Source organism: Roseobacter sp. OBYS 0001 (assembly GCF_019654895.1).
In the GTDB taxonomy this organism is placed as follows: Bacteria; Pseudomonadota; Alphaproteobacteria; order Rhodobacterales; family Rhodobacteraceae; genus Roseobacter; species Roseobacter litoralis.
In genome coordinates this window covers 1,088,891-1,110,261 of the sequence record NZ_BPES01000001.1, presented here as the reverse complement: position 1 = coordinate 1,110,261, position 21,371 = coordinate 1,088,891, and the positions used below count along the sequence as shown (strand labels likewise).

At 58.3% G+C, this 21,371-nt stretch carries 24 protein-coding genes; 13 read left to right on the top strand and 11 right to left on the bottom strand.

Annotated elements, in window-relative coordinates; translation table 11 throughout:
* Positions 1 to 17 precede the first annotated feature (17 nt).
* The 8 genes from K5Q35_RS05370 to K5Q35_RS05335 all read left to right on the top strand — a co-directional run bounded on the left by K5Q35_RS05370 (position 18) and on the right by K5Q35_RS05335 (position 6,631).
* Positions 18 to 644 (top strand): class I SAM-dependent methyltransferase, encoded by a 627-nt coding sequence (locus tag K5Q35_RS05370; protein WP_220798712.1) that lies wholly within the window; start codon positions 18 to 20, stop codon positions 642 to 644.
* Between the two features lie 95 nt (positions 645 to 739).
* The gene (locus tag K5Q35_RS05365; RefSeq protein ID WP_220798711.1) at positions 740 to 949 is read left to right on the top strand and encodes a DUF2892 domain-containing protein; all 210 of its coding nucleotides are present in this window, start codon (positions 740 to 742) and stop codon (positions 947 to 949) included.
* Complete coding sequence (locus K5Q35_RS05360) at positions 949 to 1,383, top strand: YeeE/YedE family protein (protein WP_220798710.1); 435 nt, start codon at positions 949 to 951, stop codon at positions 1,381 to 1,383. Before K5Q35_RS05365 ends, K5Q35_RS05360 begins: the two co-directional genes overlap by 1 nt.
* Positions 1,384 to 1,387: 4 nt before the next feature.
* Entirely contained in the window at positions 1,388 to 1,831 is a 444-nt protein-coding gene (locus K5Q35_RS05355) for a DUF6691 family protein (RefSeq protein ID WP_220798709.1), read from the top strand.
* A 19-nt stretch (positions 1,832 to 1,850) separates the two neighbouring features.
* Positions 1,851 to 2,735 (top strand): MBL fold metallo-hydrolase, encoded by an 885-nt coding sequence (locus K5Q35_RS05350; RefSeq protein ID WP_220798708.1) that lies wholly within the window; start codon positions 1,851 to 1,853, stop codon positions 2,733 to 2,735.
* 10 nt (positions 2,736 to 2,745) lie between these two features.
* Positions 2,746 to 3,180 (top strand): EF-hand domain-containing protein, encoded by a 435-nt coding sequence (locus tag K5Q35_RS05345; protein WP_220798707.1) that lies wholly within the window; start codon positions 2,746 to 2,748, stop codon positions 3,178 to 3,180.
* A gap of 11 nt (positions 3,181 to 3,191) precedes the next feature.
* Entirely contained in the window at positions 3,192 to 4,871 is a 1,680-nt protein-coding gene (locus K5Q35_RS05340; protein WP_220798706.1) for a bifunctional protein tyrosine phosphatase family protein/NAD(P)/FAD-dependent oxidoreductase, read from the top strand.
* 23 nt (positions 4,872 to 4,894) lie between these two features.
* The gene (locus tag K5Q35_RS05335; RefSeq protein WP_220798705.1) at positions 4,895 to 6,631 is read left to right on the top strand and encodes a SulP family inorganic anion transporter; all 1,737 of its coding nucleotides are present in this window, start codon (positions 4,895 to 4,897) and stop codon (positions 6,629 to 6,631) included.
* 113 nt (positions 6,632 to 6,744) lie between these two features.
* On the opposite strand, the gene K5Q35_RS05330 is transcribed toward K5Q35_RS05335, so the two are convergent.
* On the bottom strand, positions 6,745 to 7,236 hold the full coding sequence (locus K5Q35_RS05330; protein ID WP_259650468.1) for a MarR family winged helix-turn-helix transcriptional regulator: 492 nt from the start codon (positions 7,234 to 7,236) through the stop codon (positions 6,745 to 6,747).
* 247 nt (positions 7,237 to 7,483) lie between these two features.
* Between K5Q35_RS05330 and K5Q35_RS05325 the strand changes: the two genes are divergently transcribed.
* Genes K5Q35_RS05325 through K5Q35_RS05305 form a run of 5 tightly spaced genes read left to right on the top strand, consistent with a single transcriptional unit; the run spans position 7,484 to position 11,976 of the window.
* A complete protein-coding gene (locus K5Q35_RS05325; RefSeq protein WP_259650467.1) occupies positions 7,484 to 8,671 on the top strand; it encodes a substrate-binding protein in 1,188 nt (395 codons plus the stop codon).
* 11 nt (positions 8,672 to 8,682) lie between these two features.
* Positions 8,683 to 9,429, top strand: a complete 747-nt coding sequence (locus K5Q35_RS05320) for an ABC transporter ATP-binding protein (RefSeq protein ID WP_220798702.1) — start codon at positions 8,683 to 8,685, stop codon at positions 9,427 to 9,429.
* On the top strand, positions 9,426 to 10,136 hold the full coding sequence (locus tag K5Q35_RS05315) for an ABC transporter ATP-binding protein (RefSeq protein WP_013962008.1): 711 nt from the start codon (positions 9,426 to 9,428) through the stop codon (positions 10,134 to 10,136). The genes K5Q35_RS05320 and K5Q35_RS05315 overlap by 4 nt, the downstream gene beginning before the upstream one ends.
* 15 nt (positions 10,137 to 10,151) lie before the next feature.
* The gene (gene urtB / locus K5Q35_RS05310; protein WP_220798701.1) at positions 10,152 to 11,006 is read left to right on the top strand and encodes an urea ABC transporter permease subunit UrtB; all 855 of its coding nucleotides are present in this window, start codon (positions 10,152 to 10,154) and stop codon (positions 11,004 to 11,006) included.
* A 1-nt stretch (position 11,007) separates the two neighbouring features.
* Positions 11,008 to 11,976, top strand: coding sequence for a branched-chain amino acid ABC transporter permease (locus tag K5Q35_RS05305; protein WP_220798700.1), 969 nt, complete (start codon positions 11,008 to 11,010; stop codon positions 11,974 to 11,976).
* Positions 11,977 to 12,042: 66 nt separating this feature from the next.
* On the opposite strand, the gene K5Q35_RS05300 is transcribed toward K5Q35_RS05305, so the two are convergent.
* From K5Q35_RS05300 to K5Q35_RS05255, 10 genes are all read right to left on the bottom strand, one after another.
* Complete coding sequence (locus tag K5Q35_RS05300) at positions 12,043 to 12,720, bottom strand: cysteine hydrolase family protein (protein ID WP_220798699.1); 678 nt, start codon at positions 12,718 to 12,720, stop codon at positions 12,043 to 12,045.
* A 153-nt stretch (positions 12,721 to 12,873) separates the two neighbouring features.
* Positions 12,874 to 13,944 carry an aromatic ring-hydroxylating dioxygenase subunit alpha gene (locus tag K5Q35_RS05295; protein ID WP_220798698.1) on the bottom strand — a complete coding sequence of 357 codons (1,071 nt, stop codon included), beginning with the start codon at positions 13,942 to 13,944 and terminating at the stop codon, positions 12,874 to 12,876.
* A 271-nt stretch (positions 13,945 to 14,215) separates the two neighbouring features.
* Positions 14,216 to 14,659, bottom strand: a complete 444-nt coding sequence (locus K5Q35_RS05290) for a nucleoside deaminase (protein WP_220798697.1) — start codon at positions 14,657 to 14,659, stop codon at positions 14,216 to 14,218.
* Positions 14,660 to 14,664: 5 nt separating this feature from the next.
* Positions 14,665 to 15,558: a polysaccharide deacetylase gene (locus K5Q35_RS05285; protein ID WP_220798696.1), complete on the bottom strand. Its 894-nt coding sequence runs from the start codon at positions 15,556 to 15,558 to the stop codon at positions 14,665 to 14,667.
* Between the two features lie 4 nt (positions 15,559 to 15,562).
* Positions 15,563 to 16,648, bottom strand: coding sequence for an ABC transporter ATP-binding protein (locus tag K5Q35_RS05280; RefSeq protein ID WP_013962001.1), 1,086 nt, complete (start codon positions 16,646 to 16,648; stop codon positions 15,563 to 15,565).
* A gap of 2 nt (positions 16,649 to 16,650) precedes the next feature.
* Entirely contained in the window at positions 16,651 to 17,445 is a 795-nt protein-coding gene (locus K5Q35_RS05275) for an ABC transporter permease (RefSeq protein WP_013962000.1), read from the bottom strand.
* A complete protein-coding gene (locus K5Q35_RS05270; protein ID WP_220798695.1) occupies positions 17,442 to 18,305 on the bottom strand; it encodes an ABC transporter permease in 864 nt (287 codons plus the stop codon). Before K5Q35_RS05270 ends, K5Q35_RS05275 begins: the two co-directional genes overlap by 4 nt.
* Positions 18,306 to 18,376: 71 nt before the next feature.
* Positions 18,377 to 19,489: a PotD/PotF family extracellular solute-binding protein gene (locus K5Q35_RS05265; protein WP_013961998.1), complete on the bottom strand. Its 1,113-nt coding sequence runs from the start codon at positions 19,487 to 19,489 to the stop codon at positions 18,377 to 18,379.
* A gap of 174 nt (positions 19,490 to 19,663) precedes the next feature.
* Positions 19,664 to 20,548: a LysR family transcriptional regulator gene (locus tag K5Q35_RS05260; protein WP_220798694.1), complete on the bottom strand. Its 885-nt coding sequence runs from the start codon at positions 20,546 to 20,548 to the stop codon at positions 19,664 to 19,666.
* Between the two features lie 189 nt (positions 20,549 to 20,737).
* Positions 20,738 to 21,358, bottom strand: a complete 621-nt coding sequence (locus tag K5Q35_RS05255) for a phosphoribosyltransferase family protein (RefSeq protein WP_220798693.1) — start codon at positions 21,356 to 21,358, stop codon at positions 20,738 to 20,740.
* Positions 21,359 to 21,371 lie beyond the last annotated feature (13 nt).

The window sequence follows — 21,371 nt, the reverse complement described above, 5'->3', positions numbered from 1 at the left end:
TCCTGAAACTGGTGAGCATGTCTGACGCGCGCTGCGATTTCTGGGACCGTGTCGCGCGTCGCTATTCCGCGATGCCCATGCGCAATCCGGTGGCCTATGAGGCGACGCTTGCGCGTGTTCGGAGTTATTTGAAACCGACGCACAGCGTGCTGGAACTGGGCTGCGGAACAGGCACAACCGCGCTGAGGATGGCACCCCACGTCCGGCGATATACGGCCAGTGACCGCGCGGCGGAAATGATTTCTGTCGCGCGTGAGAAATGCGCCGCAGCAGGAATTGAGGGGCTTGATCTGTGCACGGCGGGCTGCGGCGATGATACGCTGCCTGACTGGCCCTTCGATGTCGTACTTGCGTTTAATCTGCTGCATTTGTTGCCCGACCGACATGCAGCCCTTGGCGACGTGCATGATATGTTGCCTGACCAAGGGCTTTTCATCACTAAAACGCCATGTCTCGGCGGTGTTTTCAGCGTGTTTCGGCCGCTTGTGGCGCTCCTGCGATGGGCAGGCAAAGCCCCCGATATCAGGTTTCTGACGCCCGAAAGGCTTGAGCACGACATCACATCTGCGGGTTTTGAGATACTGGAAAGCGACGATCACCCAAAAAGACCCCCCAGCCGTTTCATCGTGGCAAGGAAGCTGTAAGAGCGCCGGTTTTTCGCCGCTTTGGTGACCAAGTCACCAAAGTTCTGCGCGGCGACATGCGACAATAAAAGCATAGATTCTGATTGGAGAGCAAAATGACAACGAACATGGGAAAATTCGATCGCGGGGGCCGTCTGGCCATTGCAGCAGTGTTGGTATTCCTCGCCCTCGGCACGACCGTTCTGGGTGGTGGCGTCCTGTTCTGGATTGCATTGGCGGTGGCGGCGGTCTTTACGCTGACGGCCGTTGTTGGCAACTGCCCGCTTTATAGCATTGTGGGCCTCAAGACCTGCAAGGACTGCTGATGATTGCGACCACTTTTACGCCTTGGGCATCGCTTGCGGGGGGTGTCCTGATTGGCATTTCCGCGACGCTTTTGATGTTGCTGTTGGGACGCATCATGGGGGCCACGGGCGTTCTGGCGGGGCTGTTTCAGCCCGCATCAGGCGATGATTTCCTGTGGCGCGCCGCCCTCGTGGCGGGGATGGTAACAGGGCCGGTCATCGTCTGGATCGCCACGGGCGAAATGCCAGCCGTGCAAGTGCCCGTATCGACCCCGGCCTTGTTGATCGGCGGGTTGATCGTCGGGGTCGGCGTCACCTTTGGGGCAGGTTGCACCTCTGGGCATGGCGTCTGCGGGATGGCGCGGCTCAGCCCGCGGTCCATCGTCGCGACGATGACCTTCATGGTGTTCACCTTTGCCACCGTCTTTGTCATTCGCCACGTGATTGGGGGCTAAGTCGATGAAACTGATCGCAACTTATCTGGTAGGCGTTGTCTTTGGCGTCGGGATTGCCATCTCCGGCATGATCAACCCGGCCAAGGTTCTGAATTTCTTTGACCTTTTTGGCACATGGGACCCCTCGTTGATCTTTGTGATGGGCGGGGCGCTGATCACCACGTTTTTTGGCTACAAGCTGGTGTTTGGGCGCGCGGCCCCTGTGTTTGCGGGGGAATTCCTTGTGCCAAGCGCGCGCAGGATAGACGCGCGGCTTGTCGGTGGCTCCGCCGTCTTTGGCATCGGCTGGGGCATCGCAGGGTTCTGTCCGGGCGGTGCATTGCCCGCCCTTGGAACAGGCCGGTGGGAGGTCTTTGCCTTTGTCGCGGCCCTTCTGATCGGGATTTGTCTGGCAAAATTCATCCAATCCCGGATCGCGCACAGCGCGGCACCTGTAGTCTCACCCTAACCCCGAAGGAGATACGAAAGTGACTGATTATCCTGTAAACATGAACGTCAAACCACACGTTCAGGCGTTTTTTGATGAGGCCACGAATACCATCACCTATATCGTCAAGGATCCGGCCTCCAACGCCTGTGCGATTGTCGACAGTGTCATGGATATCGATTACGCCGCAGGCCGCATCACTTTTGATCACGCGGATGCGCTGATCCGGCAGGTTGAGGCGCAAGGTCTTGAACTGGAATGGATTATCGAGACGCATGTCCACGCCGACCACCTGAGCGCCGCCCCTTATATCCAAGGCAAGCTGGGCGGCAAGATCGGGGTCGGTTCCAAAATTACCGTGGTGCAGGACGTCTTTGGCAAGGTCTTTAACGAAGGCACGGAGTTCCAGCGCGACGGCAGCCAGTTCGATGCGCTGTTTGACGATGGTGATACATATATGGTCGGCGAGATGCAGTGCTTTGCCATGTACACGCCCGGCCATACGCCTGCCTGCATGGTGCATGTGATGGGGGATGCCGCCTTTGTGGGTGATACGCTGTTTATGCCCGACGGTGGGTCTGCGCGTTGTGATTTCCCCGGTGGCAGCGCAGAAGAGCTCTATGACAGCATCATGAAAGTGCTGGCCCTGCCGGATGAGACGCGCCTGTTCATGTGCCACGATTATGGCCCGAACGGCCGCGACATCGCCTGGGAAACCACGGTGGCAGAAGAGAAAGAGCACAACATCCACGTAGGCCGGGGCAAGACGAGGCAAGATTTTATCAAGTTCCGTACCGAACGCGATGCGCAGCTGGCGATGCCGAGGCTGATCATCCCGTCGCTTCAGGTGAACATGCGTGCCGGCGAGGTGCCCAAGGACCGTGACGGCAACCCGATGCTCAAAGTGCCGGTCAACACGCTGTAAAGGAAAACCAATGAAAGCGACGCGTACTGTCCTCGTGCTTTTTGCCATGTCCGTGCCTGCGCTTGCTCAGAATGGGCAACCCGGGGCGCATTTTATCGAAAACTGGGATGTCGACGGCGATGGCGTCGTCAGCCTTGACGACATCACGACCCGGCGCGGTGATGTTTTTGCCGCCTTTGATGCGGATGAAAATGGCGCTCTGGATGCAAGCGAGTACGTCTATTTCGACGAAGCGCGCGCCAATGACATGAAGGCGGCTGCCGGTCGTGGAAACGGCAAGGGTTTGCGTCGTGCGTCTGAGGGGATGACGCTTGCCTTCAATGACACGAATGGGAATGGCGAAGTTTCCCACGCGGAATTCCTGTCTCATACCGGGGATTGGATGGCGCTGCTCGACCGCAATTCCGACGGTTCAATCACACCCGCCGACTTTGGCCGCCCATAGAAAGCCGCATCATGGATCTTAGAGAAATCACCGAAAAAGTCACTGTCAGCCCGCAAATCATGGTCGATGACATGGCCGCGATCCGGGGCGCGGGGTTTCGCGCCATCATTTGCAACCGGCCCGATGGGGAGGGCGCGGACCAGCCCAGCTTTGAGGAGATCGAGACCGCAGCCAAAGCGGTGGGCATCGAGGCGCGCTATGTGCCCGTGCAATCCGGCATGGTCAAAGACGAGGATGTAGACGCCTTTGGCACAGCACTGGACGAAGTGCAGCGCCCCGTACTGGCCTATTGCCGGACCGGTACGCGCTCCGCCACGCTCTGGTCGTTTCACGAGTCCAAAAAGCGCCCCATGCCGGACATTCTCGCCGCGACAAAGGCGGCGGGCTATGACATGAATGGTGTTGCGCGGCGCATCGCCAATGGGGGCAGAACACCCACCGACACGGGGGATGCGCATTTCGATGTGGTGATCGTCGGGGCAGGTGCGGGCGGCATTTCGGTTGCGGCAAGCCTCAAGGCGCGCAAATCTGGTTTGAACATCGCGGTGATCGATCCGGCGGATATTCATTATTACCAGCCCGGCTGGACCATGGTGGGGGGCGGTATCTTTGATGCGCAGTCTACGGCCAAAACCATGGGCAGCCTAATCCCGAAGGGTGTGCATTGGATCAAATCCGCCGTGGCGGCCTTTGAGCCCGGCAACAACGCGGTGATCCTCGATGGCTGCCGGGTGGTCAAATATGACCGTCTGGTGGTCTGTCCGGGGCTGAAGCTGGACTGGGCCGCTGTCGAGGGGCTGGAGGAGACGCTGGGACGCAATGGTGTAACGTCGAATTACCGTTATGATTTAGCGCCATACACGTGGAACCTTGTGCAAAGCCTTAAGGGTGGCCGCGCGCTGTTTACGCAACCGCCCATGCCGATAAAATGTGCAGGTGCGCCGCAAAAGGCGATGTATCTGTCTGGGGATGCGTGGAACCGGAACGGGGCGCTCAAAGGCATCGACATTCAGTTCATGAATGCGGGGGGCGTGCTCTTTGGCGTCAAAGACTACGTGCCAGCCCTGATGGAGTACGTCGACAAATACGACGCAACGCTCAATTTTTTTCACAATCTGATTTCTGTGGATGGGCCTGCGAAAAAGGCCACGTTCAGGGTGGCCAAGCCAGATACCGCGCCGTCCGAGGTCATAGTGGAATTTGACATGATGCATGTCTGCCCGCCGCAAACGGCACCGGATTTCATCCGCGTGTCCCCGCTGGCGGATGCGGGCGGCTGGGTCGATGTGGATCAGGCCACCCTGCGCCACACCGAATACGATAACATCTGGAGCCTTGGCGACGTGATGAACGCCCCCAACGCCAAGACCGCCGCCGCTGCGCGCAAACAGGCCCCGACAGTTGCGGATAACATCGTCGCTGACATCGCCGGACGCTCTCCCACATCTGCATATGATGGCTATGGATCATGCCCACTGACGGTGGAGCGGGGCAAGATCGTGCTGGCCGAATTCGGCTATGGCGGTGTGCTCAAGCCCAGTTTCCCGCCCTTTCTGCTGGATGGCACCAAGCCAAGCCGGGCGGCATGGTTCCTCAAGGAAACCCTGCTGCCGCCGATCTACTGGAAGGCCATGCTCAGGGGCAAGGAATGGATGGCCAAGCCTGAAAAGATCAAAGTTGCGGCTGAATAGGCCCCTGGTTTCCGGACGATCCCATGCACATAAATCTGCGCCGCTTCTTCCCGATCCTTGATTGGGGACGGACCTATGACCGCAAGGCGTTATCCAGCGACCTGATCGCAGCGGTGATTGTGACGATCATGCTGATCCCGCAGTCGCTGGCCTATGCGCTTTTGGCCGGTTTGCCGCCGGAGGCCGGGATTTATGCCTCGATCGCGCCGATCATCCTCTATGCGATCTTTGGCACATCGCGCGCGCTCGCGGTGGGACCGGTTGCGGTGGTGTCCTTGCTGACGGCCTCGGCCATTGGTCAGGTGGCAGAGCAGGGCAACGCGGGTTACGCCGTGGCGGCGCTGACACTGGCGTTTTTGTCGGGCGGGTTTCTGGTGCTGATGGGCGTGTTTCGCCTCGGGTTTCTGGCCAATTTCCTCAGCCACCCGGTGATTGCGGGCTTTATTACCGCCTCGGGCATCCTGATCGCGACCAGCCAGTTGAAGCATATCCTTGGAGTGAACGCGCATGGCCACACGCTCCCCGAGATGTTGGTGTCGATCCTTGCCCATCTGGGAGAGATCAACTGGATCACAATGCTGATCGGCGTCGCGGCGTCCGCCTTTCTGTTTTGGGTGCGCAAACACCTCAAACCGACGCTGCGCAACCTTGGGGCCGGGCTGCTTTTGGCGGATATCCTGACCAAGGCTGGACCTGTGGCCGCTGTGGTCGCGACGACCCTTGCGGTCTGGGCCTTTGGGCTGGACGGGAAGGGGGTGCGTATCGTGGGGGATGTGCCGCAAAGCCTGCCGCCTCTGACGCTGCCGGGCTTGTCCCCGGATCTGGTGGCGGGGCTGCTGGTCCCTGCAATCCTGATTTCTGTCATCGGTTTCGTCGAATCCGTTTCCGTGGCGCAGACGCTCGCCGCCAAGAGGCGTCAACGCATTGATCCCGATCAGGAATTGATTGGTCTGGGGGCGGCCAATCTGGGTGCGGCATTCACCGGTGGATACCCCGTCACGGGCGGATTTTCACGCTCTGTCGTGAACTTTGATGCGGGTGCCGAGACGCCGGCGGCAGGTGCTTTCACGGCTGTGGGTCTGGCCATTGCGGCCATGGCGCTGACACCTTTGGTCTATTATCTGCCCACCGCCACGCTCGCTGCGACAATCATCGTGGCGGTGCTCAGCCTTGTGGATCTGTCGATCCTGCGAAAGACGTGGGGCTACGCGCGGGCCGATTTCGTTGCCGTTGCGGTGACCATCCTGCTGACCCTTGGTCTGGGGGTGGAGGTTGGTGTCGCGTCGGGGGTGGTCATTTCGGTTTTCCTGCACCTTTACAAGACCTCCCGCCCGCATGTGGCTGAAGTCGGTCTTGTGCCTGATACGCAGCATTTCCGTAATATTCATCGCCATGCGGTCAACACCGTTGCGACCCTCGTGACCCTGCGTGTGGATGAAAGCCTTTACTTCGTGAATGCGCGCTTTCTTGAGGACCTGATCCAGAACCGTGTCACGCAGGGCTGCGCGGTAACGGACGTGGTGCTGATGTGCTCTGCTGTGAATGACGTGGATTTTTCTGCGTTGGAAAGTCTTGGGGCGATTAACTTGCGGCTCAAGGATATGGGCGTTCGTCTGCACCTGTCAGAGGTGAAAGGGCCGGTCATGGATCGCCTCAAACGCTCGCATTTTCTGGATGACATGGGCGGTCAGGTGTTCCTGTCGCAATATGATGCCTGGGTGCAATTGTCCGGCAAATCAACTGTCACTGCCCCTCGGTGATCGGGGCCGTTTGACACGAGGGCGGCTGTTTGATCTATGTCCATGGATTTCTCGGAAAGGCAGGTGTTCGCAGCATTCGGCGCAGGCCAGAGTAGGGGCGCTCATTCCTGCGTTTACCCGCGATGGCCGGAAATCAGACGGGTGAGCAATTCATTCAGTGTTTTTTGGTCGTCATCGGACAAAGGTTGCAAGACGCGCTGAGTGACGAGGTGGCCGCGCGCGCGCAGATGTTCCGCCAGCGCCCGTCCCGGGGCCGTCAGATTGATGACCTTATAGCGCTTGTCCTTTTTGGAGATGCTGATCGTCACAAGTGCTCTGGCCAACAGGCGCTTGAGCAGCCCGTTGAGTGTCGGCATGTCCATCGAGGTGCGCCGTGCCAGTTCCTTGTGGGACAAATCGGACGCCTCCCAAAGGGTGGTCAGCACAGCAAATTGGCTAGTGGTGATTTTTGCGGTTTCGGCCTCTTCTCCATAGACCTGTGAAAACTGTTCGATTGCGATCTGGCTTGCAACTCGCAATTGGAATCCGACCTGTGATTGAAGGTGATAGGTCTTGGCCCGTTGCCGGGTATCATCCGGCTGAATCGACCCGGTCGCGTCATCCATTGCTCTAACCCCTCTGTCCCGGAAAGTTATTTCCGGTGATGCGCTTATCTCGATGTCAAATCTGTTAGTGCACAAACTAGTTGACACTTCGTTCACTAACTTTAACCTGAGAATACGTCGGTAGAAAGGCATCTTTTCCTTGGGCTGGCGCAAGAAAGATCCGGCGCTGACACTGCGCTCGCATGTCGCAAGCTGGGCACTGTCGCAGAAAACAAACTCAAGGGTCCAAAGAGGGAGATCACCGAACATGACACGCAAGCTCAAGCCAGCCGCCAGCAGACGGGATATTCTGAAATACGGCGCCGGGGGCATGGCCCTTGCCGCGCTGGGAACGCCATCTATTCTGCGCGCGCAGGACACCATCCCGGTGGGTATTTTGCAGCCATTGTCCGGCGGGCTGGAGCTTTTGGGGCGTCAGGGCGCGCAGGGTACGGAAATGGCGCTGCTTGAGGCCAATGAGGCGGGCGGCGTTCTGGGCGGGCGTATGTTCGAGATTATCGAGGCCGATACGGAAACCGACCCAACGACCGCAGTTGAACGCTCTAACGAGCTGATCCGTGCGCGCGGTGTTTCTGCCGTGGTCGGTCCGGTGACCAGCGCATCGCGGGATGCGATCCAGACGGTATATGAGCGCTTCCGCACGCCGCTGATTTACGCAACCGATTATGAGGGCGGTGTGTGCAGCCCGTTTTTGACCTGCTACAGCGCGCTGCCCGAGCATCAGGTCGCCCCATTGGTCGACTATGCGCTTGCAAATGATCTGGGTAGCTTTTTCCTGCTGGGCAGCGATTATATCTGGCCACAGAAGATGAACGCGTCGTTCAGGGCGACGGCTGACGCGCGCGGTGCCACCGTGGTGGCCGAAGAGTACGGGGCATGGGGCGCGCAGGATTATGCGCCGACATTGCGCAAGATCGAACGCTCCGGCGCGGATACGGTCGTGCTGACCATCGTGGGGGCCGACGCGATCACTTTCCTCAAGCAATTCGCAGCCTCCCCCCTGAAAGGTCAGGTTGAAATCATCTGTTTCGGCTTCAGCGAAAACTACCTGTCGGGCCTGACGGTCGAAGAAGCCGAAGGGATCATCGGGCCTGCGAATTTCGTGGCCAGCCTCGACAAGCCCGAAGCTCAGGATTTGGTGTCGCGGGTGCGTGCCCGCTATGGCGCGGATGCGATCGTTTCCAACACGGTGGATGCTCATTACACGGCCACGCGCTTGCTGATCGAGGGCATCAAGAAAGCGGAAAGCACTGACGCCGAAGCCTTTGGCGACGCCATGCTGGAGCTTCCCGTGATGTCGGGCAATGGCGAGGTGCAATTCCGCCGCTCTGACCGGCATGCCGAGCTGAATGGGCTGATCGTTGCGGCGCGCAATGGTGAAATGGCCGTGCAGCGGGATCTGGGCCGGATTGATGCACCCAGCCAGTGCAGCTAGGACGCACGGAGATGACGGCCCTGCTGGAAGTTGACGATATCACCAAGCGTTTTGGTGGTATCGTTGCCTTGGACGCACTGAACCTGTCGCTGCAGCCGGGTGAATTGCGCTGCATTCTGGGGCCGAATGGCTGTGGCAAGACCACTCTGTTCAATGTGCTGACCGGGGCGTTCAAGCCAACATCGGGCACGGTGCGTTTTCGCGGCGAGGCGATCAGCGGCAAGGGACCGATTGCGATTTCGAGGCGCGGCGTTTCGCGCAAGTTTCAGGTGCCGGGGATTTTTCCCGAACTGACGGTGTTGCAGAACGTGGCGCTGCCGATGGCGGCCGCGTCACGCAAACCGACCCTGCGCTCGCTGATCTGGCACAAGGTCGACTCTGCGCGGCTGGCTGAACTGCTCGACTTTGCCGGGCTGACCGACAAGGCCGATGTGCTGGCCAGCGATCTTGCCCATGGCGAAAAGCAAAGGCTGGAAATCGTGATGCTTTTGGCGGTGGATGCCGATTTGCTGCTGCTTGATGAGCCGACGGCGGGCATGTCGAAAGGGGAGACCGCGACCATTGCGGCCCTTATCCGCAGGCTGACTTCCGAGTTTGGAAAGACGGTGCTGGTGATTGAGCATGACATGCAATTTGTGCTCGACCTTGATTGCCGGATCACTGTGATGGCGCGCGGCACGGTGATTGCTGAGGGCACCTATGACGAGGTGCGCAACAACCCGCAGGTCATCGAATGCTATCTGGGGCAGGCGTCATGATCCTTGAAATCGATAAACTGCACGCCGGGTACATCAAGGGCTCTTTGGTGTTGCAGGATTTGAACCTGAGCATCGCGCAGGGTGATTTCGTGGCCTTGTTGGGCCGCAACGGCATGGGCAAGACCACCCTGATGCGCAGCATCGTCGGGCAGATCAAGGCAAGTGCCGGGTCCATTCGCTTTGCAGGCGAGGACATTACCGGAGCCAGTTCCTACAAGATTGCGCGCGCCGGAATCGGCTATGTGCCGCAGGGGCGCGAGATATTTGGTGACTTCACCGTTGAAGAGAACCTGCGCATGGGGCTTTTGGGCAAGCCGGGCCTTGGGTCCACCGTGCCGGAATGGGCCTATGATGTCTTTCCGATCCTCAAGGAACGCCGCAGCCAGCAGGCGGGCACCATGTCAGGCGGACAACAACAGCAGCTTGCCATCATGCGCGCGCTTCTGGGTCAGCCGGATCTGCTGATCCTTGATGAGCCGTCCGAAGGGATCCAGCCGTCCATCGTCCATGACATCGGCGTTGCCCTCAGGGAATACGCGCGCGCGCACGGGCTGACCGTGTTGCTCGTCGAGCAAAACCTCGATCTGGTAGGTCTTCTGGGCCATCACGCGCTGTTCATGGAGAATGGCGCTATTGTTGAGCGGATCGACGACATGGCCCGATTGCAAAACGACAGCGAGTTGATCGCTCGATATCTTTCCGTCTAGCGAGGACACCTATCCATGGACATCGTAATCTTGATCGGTCTCGACACGTTCAGCTACGTGTTAACGCTGCTGCTTGTCACGCTGGGGTTGGTGATCATCTACGGGATGATGAACATCATCAATATGGCGCATGGCGAGCTGTTCATGATCGGGGCCTATACCGTGGCCACTCTGTTGGCCTCGGGGGTGCCTTTCTGGATCTGCATCATGGCCGCCCCCATAGTCGTGGGCGTGGCGGGCATATTGATCGAGGAAGTGGTGATCCGGCATGTCTATGGCCGCCCCCTTGATACGATCCTTGCGACCTGGGGTCTGTCGATTGCGCTGAAACAGCTGATCATCATCCTGTTCGGGCCGGGCGCGGTCAGCATTACCAACCCTGTGCCCGGCTCGGTCAGTCTGATGGGCGTGGATTATCCGGCCTATCGGCTCGTGATCATGGCGCTGGCTGCTGCTTTGGCGCTTGCGATCTACCTTGTGATCTATCGCACCACGATTGGCCTTCAGGTGCGCGCGGTAATCTCGAACCGCGCCATGGCGGGCTCGCTCGGGGTGAACACGCGCCGGATGGACCGGGCGACCTTTGCTGTCGGCTCAGCACTGGCGGGGATTGCCGGGGCGATCATGTCCCCCATGATCAGCGTCGATCCGCAGATGGGCGTGGGCTTTCTAATTCCGGCGTTTCTGTCGGTGCTGGTGGGGGGCTTGAATTCCCTCGTCGGGGCCGTGGTCGGCGCAGGCACCATCGGGGGCACCACCGGCATTCTGTCGGCAAACATGGAGCAGGCAGATGCGCAGATCGTCGTCTTCCTGATTGCCATTCTGATCATCCGTTTTGTGCCACAAGGCTTGTGGAAAGGTTTTCGCTGACATGTTGCCCCGTCTTCCAATCCTCTTGTCGATCGCCTTTGGCCTTGCACTTTTGCTCGCGCCGCTTGGTCTTGATGACTGGCGTCTCAGCCAGCTGGCCCAGCTTTTGACATACGGGCTCTTTGCGCTCAGCCTCTCGTTCATCTGGGGGCAGGTGGGTATCCTGTGTTTCGGACAAGCGATTTTCTTTGGGGTCGGCGCCTATGTCATGGCGCTGGTGACCTTGGGCAAATTCCCGATGCTGGGCGACAGCCAGCTGATGGGGCTGCTTTTGGCGACCCTCGCGGCGGGGGGTGTCGCTTTTGTGCTGGGGCTGTTCCTCTTTGGTGGGCGCGGCATCACCGGGGCGCATTTGGCCGTCGTTACGCTTTGTGCTGCGGTGGTCATCGAAATCGCTGCAGGTCGCTGGGCCTTTATCGGCGGTTATAACGGCCTGCGCGGGGTGCCGCCCCTGACCACGCCCTGGCCGCGCGAAGATATCTACCTGAGTGGGCTCGAGACGTATTTTCTGGTCTTCGGCATCCTTGTGCTGGTCTACTTTCTGCTGTTGTGGCTAACGCAGACGTCCTTTGGCACGCTGCTTGCCGCGATCCGCAGCAATGAGGAAAGAACCCGGTTTCTCGGCTTTGATGTCACCATCGCCAAGCTTTTTGCCTTTTTGCTCTCGGGCATGGTGGCAGGTCTTGCCGGGGGGCTGTTTGCGGCGCAGTTCGGCTTTGTCTCACCGCAGTTGATCGGCTTTGCACTATCAACAGAAGTCTTGATCTGGGTGGCCGTGGGCGGGCGCGGTGTCTTGCTGGCGGCGGTGGCGGGCGCGCTTTTGGTCCGCTGGGGCGAAGATCAGCTGTCCGACCAGCTTGGCCAATACTGGCTGCTTGCGACGGGTCTGCTGTTCATTGTCATCGTTGTGGTGGCCCCGCGCGGTCTGTTCGGCCGGGTGCTGGACCTTTCCGCGCGGCGCAAATCATAAACCAAAGGCCATGAGGCAGGCTGCGCATGCTGTAAGCCCTGACGTGCGTTGTGTCTGTAGCAGCGATTAGCGCGTGAATGCTGAAACGATATCTTCGGTATTTGCGACCTCTGCAAACAGCAGCGCCATATTGAGCACGGCGGCATCCTGTTCCGTTTTGGATACGGTCCCGGTGGCATCTGCCGCAAAGACAACGTCATAGCCATATTGCATCGCATCGCGCGCTGTTGAATCACAACAACAATTGGTCATCGTACCAGAGATGATCAGCGTGCGGATACCGCGTTTCTGCAAGATCTCATGCATATCGCAGGTGCCCATGATGAAGGCGCTGAACCGGGTCTTGTCGACGACCAGATCGCTCGGGTCGATATCTAGCCCGTCCCAGAGTTGCAGGTCATGCGCGTCCGGTCCGAAGGCCTCCTGCTGGGCGGAGGAGCGCACAGGGTTCAGGAAGCGACGATAAAAGGCATCCCACGCTTTTTCGGTCGGATCATAGGCAAAGCGGGTAAAAGCGACCATGCCGCCCGCCGCGCGCAGGGCCGACGAAATCGCGTTGATCTGCGGTACGACTTCGCGGGCAGGGGGTGTTTCCAGCAATGCGCCGGGCCGCAGAAAACCGTTCTGCATGTCGATGACCAGATGCGCAGTGGTTTTCGGATCGGATTCTTCCAACAAATGGGTCGGGCCGCGTGTCCATTCGTAACGCGCCTCAAATTCCGGGTCGAGTTCGTAGCGTTGCATGTGAAACCCCCTGAAGTGTTCAGTTTTCGTGATCCTTGCCGCTTTCCTGCCGCGCGGTCATATCAGTAAACGCGCGATTTGGCGCTTGGCAAGCAGCACCTCACCGCCATCGCAGGCGCGCGGGCTGCGGTGCCCGCACGCCTGCGGATGCTATCAACTATGGATGACGTAGGCCCCATTGGTGGGCGCTGACGCATCATCGATGCGCTCGCGTTCGAGCATTTCGGCGATGCGCTTGCGGTAGACCATGGGCCCGTGATCAATCGCGAGGCGGATCGGACGTCGCTTGCGCGGGCGTTGCTCTTCGATGTGAACCGCTTCAAGGATCTCCTTGTCTTCACCAAAGGCAATCTCGAACATTGCATCCATCTTGTCAGAGGCCTCATCGGAGCCGACCGCAGTGTTGCGCAGGTGCATCCAGCGGTCGATTGTATAGGTCTCCGTTACGGGTGTCATGAAATGCAGGGCCAGAATACGGGTGCCGCTGTCGCGGTCATCCTCTGCGATTTCACGGGTCGCATCGGCAGAGCCAAAGTCGATATAGGCGGTGCAGGGCAGGCGCAGATGGTAATAGTGCCAACGGTCCACATTGCCGGTAAAGCCGCCAAATGCCTTGAAGAAACCGATCGGCTCGGAGTCGCGTATCCAGCGCCATGCGATGATCTCTTCACCTTCGGTTGAAACATGCACGGGCACGTTCTCGGAGGCGGAATTGCCCAGCGTTGTTTCATGCACAAAGCTCACATGCGCAGGATCAACGAGGTTTTCGGCCACATTCAGATAGTTCGATTCGATATGCAGCGCGCCGCCGTGGTGCATGTGCCAGCTGTCATCGTGAAACTGCGGCAAATCAAAAATGTCGTCGGGATTGGCGCGTTCCGGCTCGCCCATCCAGATCCAGACGATCCCGCTGCGCTCTTCGATGGGATAGGCATCGACGCAGGCGGATAGGGGGATGCGGTCCTGTCCGGGCACGCGCACGCATTTTCCGTCCGTATCAAAGGTCAGCCCGTGGTATCCACACTGCACCGTATCGCCGATGCGTTTGCCCATGCTCAGCGGCAGTTGGCGGTGTGGGCAAACATCTTCAAGCGCTGCGACGCGCCCATCGGTGCGGCGGAACAGCAAGACCGGATCGCCCAGAATAACAAAGCGTCTCAGCTCATCGTCAATTTCTGTAGACCAGGCAGCGACATACCAGGCGTTACGTACCAATGTCGTCATGGTTTTATCCCCGTAGCATTGAATTTAGTTTGTGCGCTAAGTATTGTGGCCGGGGCAGGTTCCGTCAACCGTAAATTTGGTGGTCTTGGCAGATATATGCTGTGGGCTCAGCCGGTGGAATAGAGTGCGCAGGGCAGGTCTGCCAGATGCAGGACATTGTGCAATCAGATCATGACCTGCGCGCGTTTTGCCCGTCTGCCGATGATTCGTAACGATATGTTCGCACCGCAGCGGGTTTTGCCATGTGCGACCCGAACTTGGATGTCAGGGGTTATTCGGCAATGTCCTCGGCCCAGAGTTCGGGCTTCTCGGTGATGAAACGCTGCATCAAATTGATGCAATCGGGATCATCTGCCACGATGACCTCAACCCCTTTGGAGCGCAGAAAGTCCTCATTGCCGCCAAAGTTCTTGTTTTCACCAATCACAACGCGGGGGATACCGAATTGAATGATCGTGCCCGTACACATCATGCAGGGGCTGAGCGAGGTATAAAGCGTCGTGTCGCGATAGCTCTTTTGACGGCCCGCCTTGCGCAGCGCGTCCATCTCGCCATGAGCAATCGGATCGCCCTTTTGCACCCTTTGATTGCGGCCCTGTGCCACGACCTCGCCACCGCGCGCCAGAACAGAGCCGATGGGGCAGCCACCTTCGTCAAAACCGGCTTTCGCCTCGTCATAGGCGATGCGCAGCAGGCGGATATCGGCGTCATTCATATCTGTCATTCCTTTTGACCCAAAACCGGACCTTGATAGTAGGGAAGCGTCTCGACACTTGGGTGCCAGATGCCGTCCCGTTGCAATGTGTCCATATGATCGGCGATTTCGCTCAGCGTTGCAAACCAGACGTCCCGCGTGTCGCGTGTCCGGGTGATCCACGCCTCGACCTGTTTCCAGCGCGCCAGACGTCCGGTCAGAAATGGATGGATGATCAGCATGAAAAACCCGCCCGCGTCGTATTGCGCCTCGAACTCCTCCCAAAAACCACTGAGACCGTGCGAAGGCCCGGCGACAGGCATCATATACCCGATTTCATCGTAATGGGCGAAGGGGGGCCAATCATCCGTGCCCCAATGCACCGGCATTTCATAGAGCGCCCCATTGGCGGTCTGCAACCGGTAGGGAATGTCATCCGCCATCATGGAACTGTCATAGCGCATCCCGTGCTCAATCATCAGATCGACCACTTCCTGCGTGATGTTATAGACAGGCGCGCGGTACCCTTGCGGCTTTTGTCCGCAAATGCGCAGATGGACATCAAGCGTGCGTTCGAACCATTCCCGCTGCGCGCCGCGCGTTTTGACCGGGTCCTCGTGCAGATAGCCGTGATGGCCAATCTCATGACCGTCTTTCAGAATGGCCTCGGCCACATCCGGGTATGTCTCAAGACACCAGCCAGGGATGAAGAATGACTGTTTCAGACCGAGGCGGCGATAAGTGTCAAGGATGCGGGGCAGGGCGACCATCGGCCCATAGCGCCCCATTGATATGGGATAGAGCCGCTCATGTGCGTCTTCGGGTTTGGCGATATGGATCAGGCTGTCCGCATCCATGTCAAAGGTGATCGCAACGGCACATTTCGCGCCATTGGGCCAGGGGATCGGGTTGCGGATCACCCTGTCAGCTCTGGTTCAGGACATGCGCGCTCTGCGTGTCCCATGACAGCCAGATTTCATCGCCACTGTGCAGATCGAACTTCGACAGTTCGCGTTCCTGCATCTGTACCTTGAACTCATGACCCTGCGCATCCTCAAGAAAGAGCGTGACCATGGAGCCCACGAACTCTTCGGAGATCAGCTTGCAAAAGGCGTTGTTCGCTTCGGCCGGTTCATCCTTGGCGATATGGACGAGGTCGGCTGAAATCACGAAACTCGCGTCATGCCCTTCGATGAGATGCACCTCATTGGTGGGCACGGTAAAGGCCCCGGATTGCGTCGTGATGCGCGCCGTGTCGCCGTCCACCGATGCCACCTTGCCCGACAGGATGTTGTTGCGCCCGACAAATTCCGCAACAAACTGGTTGGCGGGTTCGCGGTAGATGTCCTTTGGCGTGCCGATCTGCGCAATCTCGCCCTTGCCCATGATAATGACCCGGTCGGCCATGGCAAAAGCTTCGGATTGCGAATGGGTGACATAGACAAAGGTGATGCCCAGTTCGCGCTGCAGGTCCGTCAGGACAGCCTGCATGCGGATGACAAGATGTGCATCCAGCGCCGAAAGCGGTTCGTCCAACAGCAGGATCTGCGGTTCCATCACCAGCGAACGCGCAAGGGCGACGCGCTGTTTCTGCCCCCCCGACAGGGTCGAGATATGGCGGTCGGAGAATTCCAGAATGCCCATCTTGTCCAGCCACTTCAGGGCGCGCTCACGCCGCTCTGCCTTGTCGACACCGCGCATCTTGAGGCCAAATTCCACGTTTTCACGCGCGGTCAGAAAAGGGAAAAGCGCCAGCGATTGCCAGACCAGCGGTGTGTCACGTTCATGCGGGGCGACATCATTCATGACCCGGTCATTAAGGCGGATTTCGCCCATGCTCGGGGCCTCCAGACCGGCCAGCATGCGCAGGGTGGTGGTTTTGCCACAGCCCGATGGACCCATGATCGCCAGAAACTCACCCTCGCGGATTTCGAAATCCAGTTCCTTCACGGCGACAAAATTGCCGAAGTGTTTTTTTACTTTGTCAAAGACAACCAGTGGTTTGTTCATGATTAAGTGCTCTTCATTTGGCGACTGGCGAAAAACAACTGCGCCAGCACAACAAGGGTCATTGAGATAAGGAAAACAAATGTGCCGATGGCGTTGACCTGCGGGTCAATGTTGCCCTGAACGATTTCGAGCACGACAACGGGCAGTGTCTTGTTCAGGCCCGAGACGAACCATGAAACGGCAAATTCATCAAAGGAAACCGCAGCCGTCAGAAAGAGACTGGAAAAGATCGCAGGCTTGCAGAAAGGCACGATGACATGACGCATGGTCTGCCATTCTGAACCGCCGAGGTTCCACGCGGCGGATTCAAGATCAGGGTCCATCTGGTTGAGGCGCAACCGGATCACGGCCATGGCAAAAGGCGCTGTCAGAACGCTGTGCGCGATGATGATCGAATAAAGCTGCCCGGACATGCCGATCTTGGAAAACCATGCAAGCATCGCCAGCGCCATGATGATCAACGGAATGGTCGGCGGCAACAGGATCAGCGCCAGATAGGGGCCCTTGAACCGGAAACCATAGCGGAAATCGGAATAGGCCGTGCTGAACCCCAGAAAGGTCGCGATGACTGCTGTCGAACAAGACACGATCAGGCTGTTCAGCGCGGCCTCCCAGACATCAGGGTCCGCAAGGATTTTTGCGTACCACTCGGTGGTGAATTCGCCCAGCGGGATGGTCGGAAACCGTTGCGAGTTGAAGGAGAAGATCATGCTGAACACGATCGGCGCAAAAACGAACACAAAGATCAGCGCGACATAAAGGGCGAGGGCAAAGTTCAGGGAACGGCTTTGTTTCATTTCGCGCCCTTTCCCTTGCGGTAGGCCAAGGCGATGCCGGTGAAGGCAATGGCGAACAACGTGAGCATCATCATGATGGCGACCACCGCGGCGCGGGGCCATTGCTGACCCGATTTGGTCGTATCAAGGATCAGGATCGGCAGGGTCGGTTCCTGTGATCCGCCAAGGTAAAACGGGGCCACGAAATCACCAAACGACAGGATGAAGCAAAAGATCGCGGCAATGATCAGGCCGGTCTTGGCGAGCGGAATGATCACCTGCCAGATCGTTTTGAGCGGCGAGCAGCCGAGGTTACGGGCCGCTTCAATCAGGTTCTTGTCGATATTGGCCATGGTGACGGTTTGCAGGATCACAACGAGGGGCAGGGTCAGCGTCATATATCCGACCAAGGTGCCAAAGTTGGTGTTGAGCATCGTGTAGGGCCCAAGGCCAATCGTGCCCAGCATGGCGTTGAGCACGCCGCTTTCCGCAAGGATCACGAACCATGAAAAGGTGCGCACCAGATAGCTGGTGAAAAAAGGAATGATCAGTAGAAAAATCGCCCAGCGACGCGTGCTTTCAGAGGCGCGAAAGGCCAAAGCAAAGGCTGCGGGAAATGCGATACACATCGCGCAGACGGTCGAAACCGAGGCGATGAAGACCGTATACCAGTAACTGTCCCAGAAATAGCCACGCGACAGCATTCTGGACCAGTTCACAAATTCGAACGCTTCGGTCATGCGGTAGTTTTTCACGAGGAAAAACGACATTGCGACCATGAACAGGACAGGCCCGACAAAGAAGATGAATTGCCAGAAGATGATCGGCAGGCGCCAGGTCAGCGCATAGATATTCGGTCGCGTCTCGGGTTTGGATGACATGGGGCTTTCGCACTCTTTGGGGAAGGGGGGCGACCCGCGGGCCGCCCTCTTTGACGTCTCTCAGCGGTTGCTCAGGCGTTCTTGTACTCGGACCAGAAGTCGTTCCAATCCTCCAGCGATTGCTGCTGTGGGATGTCACGGTAATGGATGCGACCCTCTTTGATCAGCGTGATGGGGTCTTGTGGATCACCGTCAATCTGATGCGAGCGTTGTGCTTCGGCCGGGTCCGCTTCAATCAGGGCGGCGCGACCTGCCTTGGTCACGCAGAAGCCTGGATATGCCGCCATCTGCGCGGATTTCACCTGACCTGCAGGTGACATCATATACTGGATGAATTTCTTGGATTCTTCCACTTTTTCGCTGCCCTTGCCGATGGAATAGCTCTCGGTGAACTGGATGCCGCCCTCTTTCGGGATCACGGATGCGACCGGTGCGCCGTCTTTTTCCAGAACGCCGGTGATCCAGTCGCCGATGCCGACCATCGCCTGCATCTCGCCGTTCTTGAGACCGTTGAACGTGCCGCCGTAATCAAAGAAACCGCCGACCTGTTTGCGCAGGCTCATGGTGGTTTCTTGCACCTTGTCCCACTGGTCATCATCAAGGTTCCACAGGTTTGCGCCATTGCCGTCATAAAGGCTCATCATGCCCAGCGTCGGCAGGTGCCAGTCAAAGTGACCGACCTTACCCTCAAGCTCCGGTTTCCAGAAACAAGCGTAGCTTTCCGCTTCTTCGGCAGACACAGAATTCGTATTGTAAGACACACCAAGATGGCCGCCACGCAGCATCATGGAATACATCTTGCCATCGGCCCAGTGGCCGGGAAATTGTGTGAAATCCTCATGCAGCATATCGTCCAGCGGATAGTCGCCGGGGTTCATCTCTTCGATATATTCCGCGAGGTTGAGCTGCTGCACAAACTCCGCGTCCGACAGGATCAGATCGTAAGTGCCCGGCGGGGACTGCGCGATCAGCGCCAGCATGTTGTCACCCCCTGCATAGTACTTGGGAACGAATTTCACGTTGTTGGCAGCTTCGTATTCCGCAACGATATCCGGCTCGCCGTGTCCGTACCACGCCAGCATGTTGATCTCGGTGGTTGAGGCCCATGCACGGCTCACAAAGGGCGTGCTCAGCACAGCGGCACCGCCCGCCTTGAGCAATTGGCGCCGGCTTGGTGCGCTCATGAATGATCCTGGTGTTGTCTTAGTCATCGTCGTCTCCCGGTTGGATGCTCTTTTTTCAACAAAAGAGCTATTATTGTCTTGCCGAACTTCAGGTTCGGTCGGTGTTTGAAAGAATGCTATTGTAAAATGCAGATTTTGTGAAATTTATCGTTGATATGCTTGCATAATGAGCGCTTATCCAGATTGCGTGCCCGATGCATGCGCCTCCAGCGTTGTGACCATTGCATCAATCGCCGCATATCCGCCAGCGCCCAACTGTGTCTGGCGCGCAAACAGGCCGATGTGCAGGGGCGGCAGGACGGGCAGGCCGTCTTGTTCCGTAAATTTGCGCATCCCGCTTTGAACCGTGGGCGCGGTCAGGCAGGACAGGCCGAGCCCATCCTGAACCGCGCGTTGAAGCCCGCCAATCCCCGGGCTTGAATATGCGATGCGCCAGCTTTTCCCCGCCAGTTTCAATGCGGTGGCCATCCGGTCCCGGTAGACACAGCCATAGGGGTGCACGACAAGCGGGATATCGGTTTGATCGCAGATTTCAAAATCCATGGCCCCGACCCATGTGGGCTGTTCCTTCCAATTGCGGAACAGGAACTGCTGATCATCCCCGTCAAACAAGGCTACCGCGATATCAATGTCATTGCTGCGCATGGCCGACAGCAGATGTTTGGACAGATCGCAACGTATCTCGATCTGGATGTCGCTGTATTGTTTGACGACTTCGGTCAGGCAGGATTGCAGCGCGTTGACCGCATAATCCACAGGCAGGCCCACACGCAATTTGGCCAGAGGGTTTGGTCGTTCGAACTGCGCCATTGCAAGATCGTTCAGCCGCAGGATCTGCCGGGCATGGATCGCCAGCGCCTCGCCGCGTTCGGTGAGGGATATTTCCTTGCCTTTACGCTCGATCAGCGTGCAGCCGACCGACTCCTCCAGCCGCTTGACCTGCAGGCTGATGGCAGGCTGTGTGCGCCCCAGAATTTCCGCAGCACGGGTAAAACTCGCAACTTCCACAACGGTGATGAAAGCGCGCAAAAGCTCTGTCGGAAGGTTGATGGGGCCCATGCGAGCCACATTAACAACGGAAATTCAAATTGAGAAGCCATTAAGGTTCTGAATATCCGCAGGCCCGTTACCACCCCGCGACCGGGTATCTTGCGAAACGCCCGTCGCGTGCAGCAATCGGTTTCCAGCGCAAGCAGGGCACGCCGAAACGGGCGCGCCCCCAAGCTGAATGAGCGCCGTGCCCCGGCCTTAGACGGGGAACGCCATCTCGGGCTTATATGTCTTGAAGCTTTCGAGATACTGCGCATTGGCTTGGCGCTGCCATTCGGTGCCGGGCTGAATGGCCGTTACGCAATTGTATTTCCTGCGGTATTCAGCGGTGTTGTCGTTTTCTTCCATGACAATGGCGACCATGCCGGCGACCTTGCCCTGCTGTTGTTCAACAAGCTGCACCGCACCATGCATCGTGCCGCCGGTTTCAACCCATTGATCCACCAGCAAAACCCGTGTTCCCGGCGCAAAGGCAGGCGTGCGCATTTCCATCGACTGCGTCTGGCCGGAATAGTTTGTCATTGACGCGCTGTCCGTGTCCACACACAGCTTGCCGGGCTTGCGGATGGGCAAAAACCCACGCCCGATGCGCGCCGCGATACCTGCAGCCAACACGAACCCCATCGCGTCGAGTCCTGCGACGACGTCTATTTCGTCCGCATTCAGATCGTTGCACAGATCGTCGAGCAGATCGTGATAGGCCTTGCCATTGATGTAGATGGACGTCGGGTCCAGCCATGCAAATTTGTCGCCCTTGGTGTTCGGCGCCATGAGCGAGAAATACCAACGGTCGTCTCTGGGTCCTTTGTCGTCAGCCATTCTTGAGTTCTCC

What these genes read in the sequence shown, in the direction of transcription:
- K5Q35_RS05335 (WP_220798705.1), top strand. Translation starts at nt 4,895, where the DNA reads ATGCACATAAATCTGCGCCGCTTCTTCCCGATCCTTGATTGGGGACGG.
- K5Q35_RS05355 (WP_220798709.1), top strand. Translation starts at nt 1,388, where the DNA reads ATGAAACTGATCGCAACTTATCTGGTAGGCGTTGTCTTTGGCGTCGGG.
- K5Q35_RS05260 (WP_220798694.1), bottom strand. Translation starts at nt 20,548, where the DNA reads ATGGGCCCCATCAACCTTCCGACAGAGCTTTTGCGCGCTTTCATCACC.
- K5Q35_RS05265 (WP_013961998.1), bottom strand. Translation starts at nt 19,489, where the DNA reads ATGAGCGCACCAAGCCGGCGCCAATTGCTCAAGGCGGGCGGTGCCGCT.
- K5Q35_RS05340 (WP_220798706.1), top strand. Translation starts at nt 3,192, where the DNA reads ATGGATCTTAGAGAAATCACCGAAAAAGTCACTGTCAGCCCGCAAATC.
- K5Q35_RS05290 (WP_220798697.1), bottom strand. Translation starts at nt 14,659, where the DNA reads ATGAATGACGCCGATATCCGCCTGCTGCGCATCGCCTATGACGAGGCG.
- K5Q35_RS05365 (WP_220798711.1), top strand. Translation starts at nt 740, where the DNA reads ATGACAACGAACATGGGAAAATTCGATCGCGGGGGCCGTCTGGCCATT.
- K5Q35_RS05320 (WP_220798702.1), top strand. Translation starts at nt 8,683, where the DNA reads ATGACGGCCCTGCTGGAAGTTGACGATATCACCAAGCGTTTTGGTGGT.
- K5Q35_RS05270 (WP_220798695.1), bottom strand. Translation starts at nt 18,305, where the DNA reads ATGTCATCCAAACCCGAGACGCGACCGAATATCTATGCGCTGACCTGG.
- K5Q35_RS05330 (WP_259650468.1), bottom strand. Translation starts at nt 7,236, where the DNA reads ATGGATGACGCGACCGGGTCGATTCAGCCGGATGATACCCGGCAACGG.
- K5Q35_RS05280 (WP_013962001.1), bottom strand. Translation starts at nt 16,648, where the DNA reads ATGAACAAACCACTGGTTGTCTTTGACAAAGTAAAAAAACACTTCGGC.
- K5Q35_RS05360 (WP_220798710.1), top strand. Translation starts at nt 949, where the DNA reads ATGATTGCGACCACTTTTACGCCTTGGGCATCGCTTGCGGGGGGTGTC.
- K5Q35_RS05345 (WP_220798707.1), top strand. Translation starts at nt 2,746, where the DNA reads ATGAAAGCGACGCGTACTGTCCTCGTGCTTTTTGCCATGTCCGTGCCT.
- urtB (WP_220798701.1), top strand. Translation starts at nt 10,152, where the DNA reads ATGGACATCGTAATCTTGATCGGTCTCGACACGTTCAGCTACGTGTTA.
- K5Q35_RS05325 (WP_259650467.1), top strand. Translation starts at nt 7,484, where the DNA reads ATGACACGCAAGCTCAAGCCAGCCGCCAGCAGACGGGATATTCTGAAA.
- K5Q35_RS05370 (WP_220798712.1), top strand. Translation starts at nt 18, where the DNA reads ATGTCTGACGCGCGCTGCGATTTCTGGGACCGTGTCGCGCGTCGCTAT.
- K5Q35_RS05305 (WP_220798700.1), top strand. Translation starts at nt 11,008, where the DNA reads ATGTTGCCCCGTCTTCCAATCCTCTTGTCGATCGCCTTTGGCCTTGCA.
- K5Q35_RS05275 (WP_013962000.1), bottom strand. Translation starts at nt 17,445, where the DNA reads ATGAAACAAAGCCGTTCCCTGAACTTTGCCCTCGCCCTTTATGTCGCG.
- K5Q35_RS05315 (WP_013962008.1), top strand. Translation starts at nt 9,426, where the DNA reads ATGATCCTTGAAATCGATAAACTGCACGCCGGGTACATCAAGGGCTCT.
- K5Q35_RS05295 (WP_220798698.1), bottom strand. Translation starts at nt 13,944, where the DNA reads ATGACGACATTGGTACGTAACGCCTGGTATGTCGCTGCCTGGTCTACA.
- K5Q35_RS05255 (WP_220798693.1), bottom strand. Translation starts at nt 21,358, where the DNA reads ATGGCTGACGACAAAGGACCCAGAGACGACCGTTGGTATTTCTCGCTC.
- K5Q35_RS05300 (WP_220798699.1), bottom strand. Translation starts at nt 12,720, where the DNA reads ATGCAACGCTACGAACTCGACCCGGAATTTGAGGCGCGTTACGAATGG.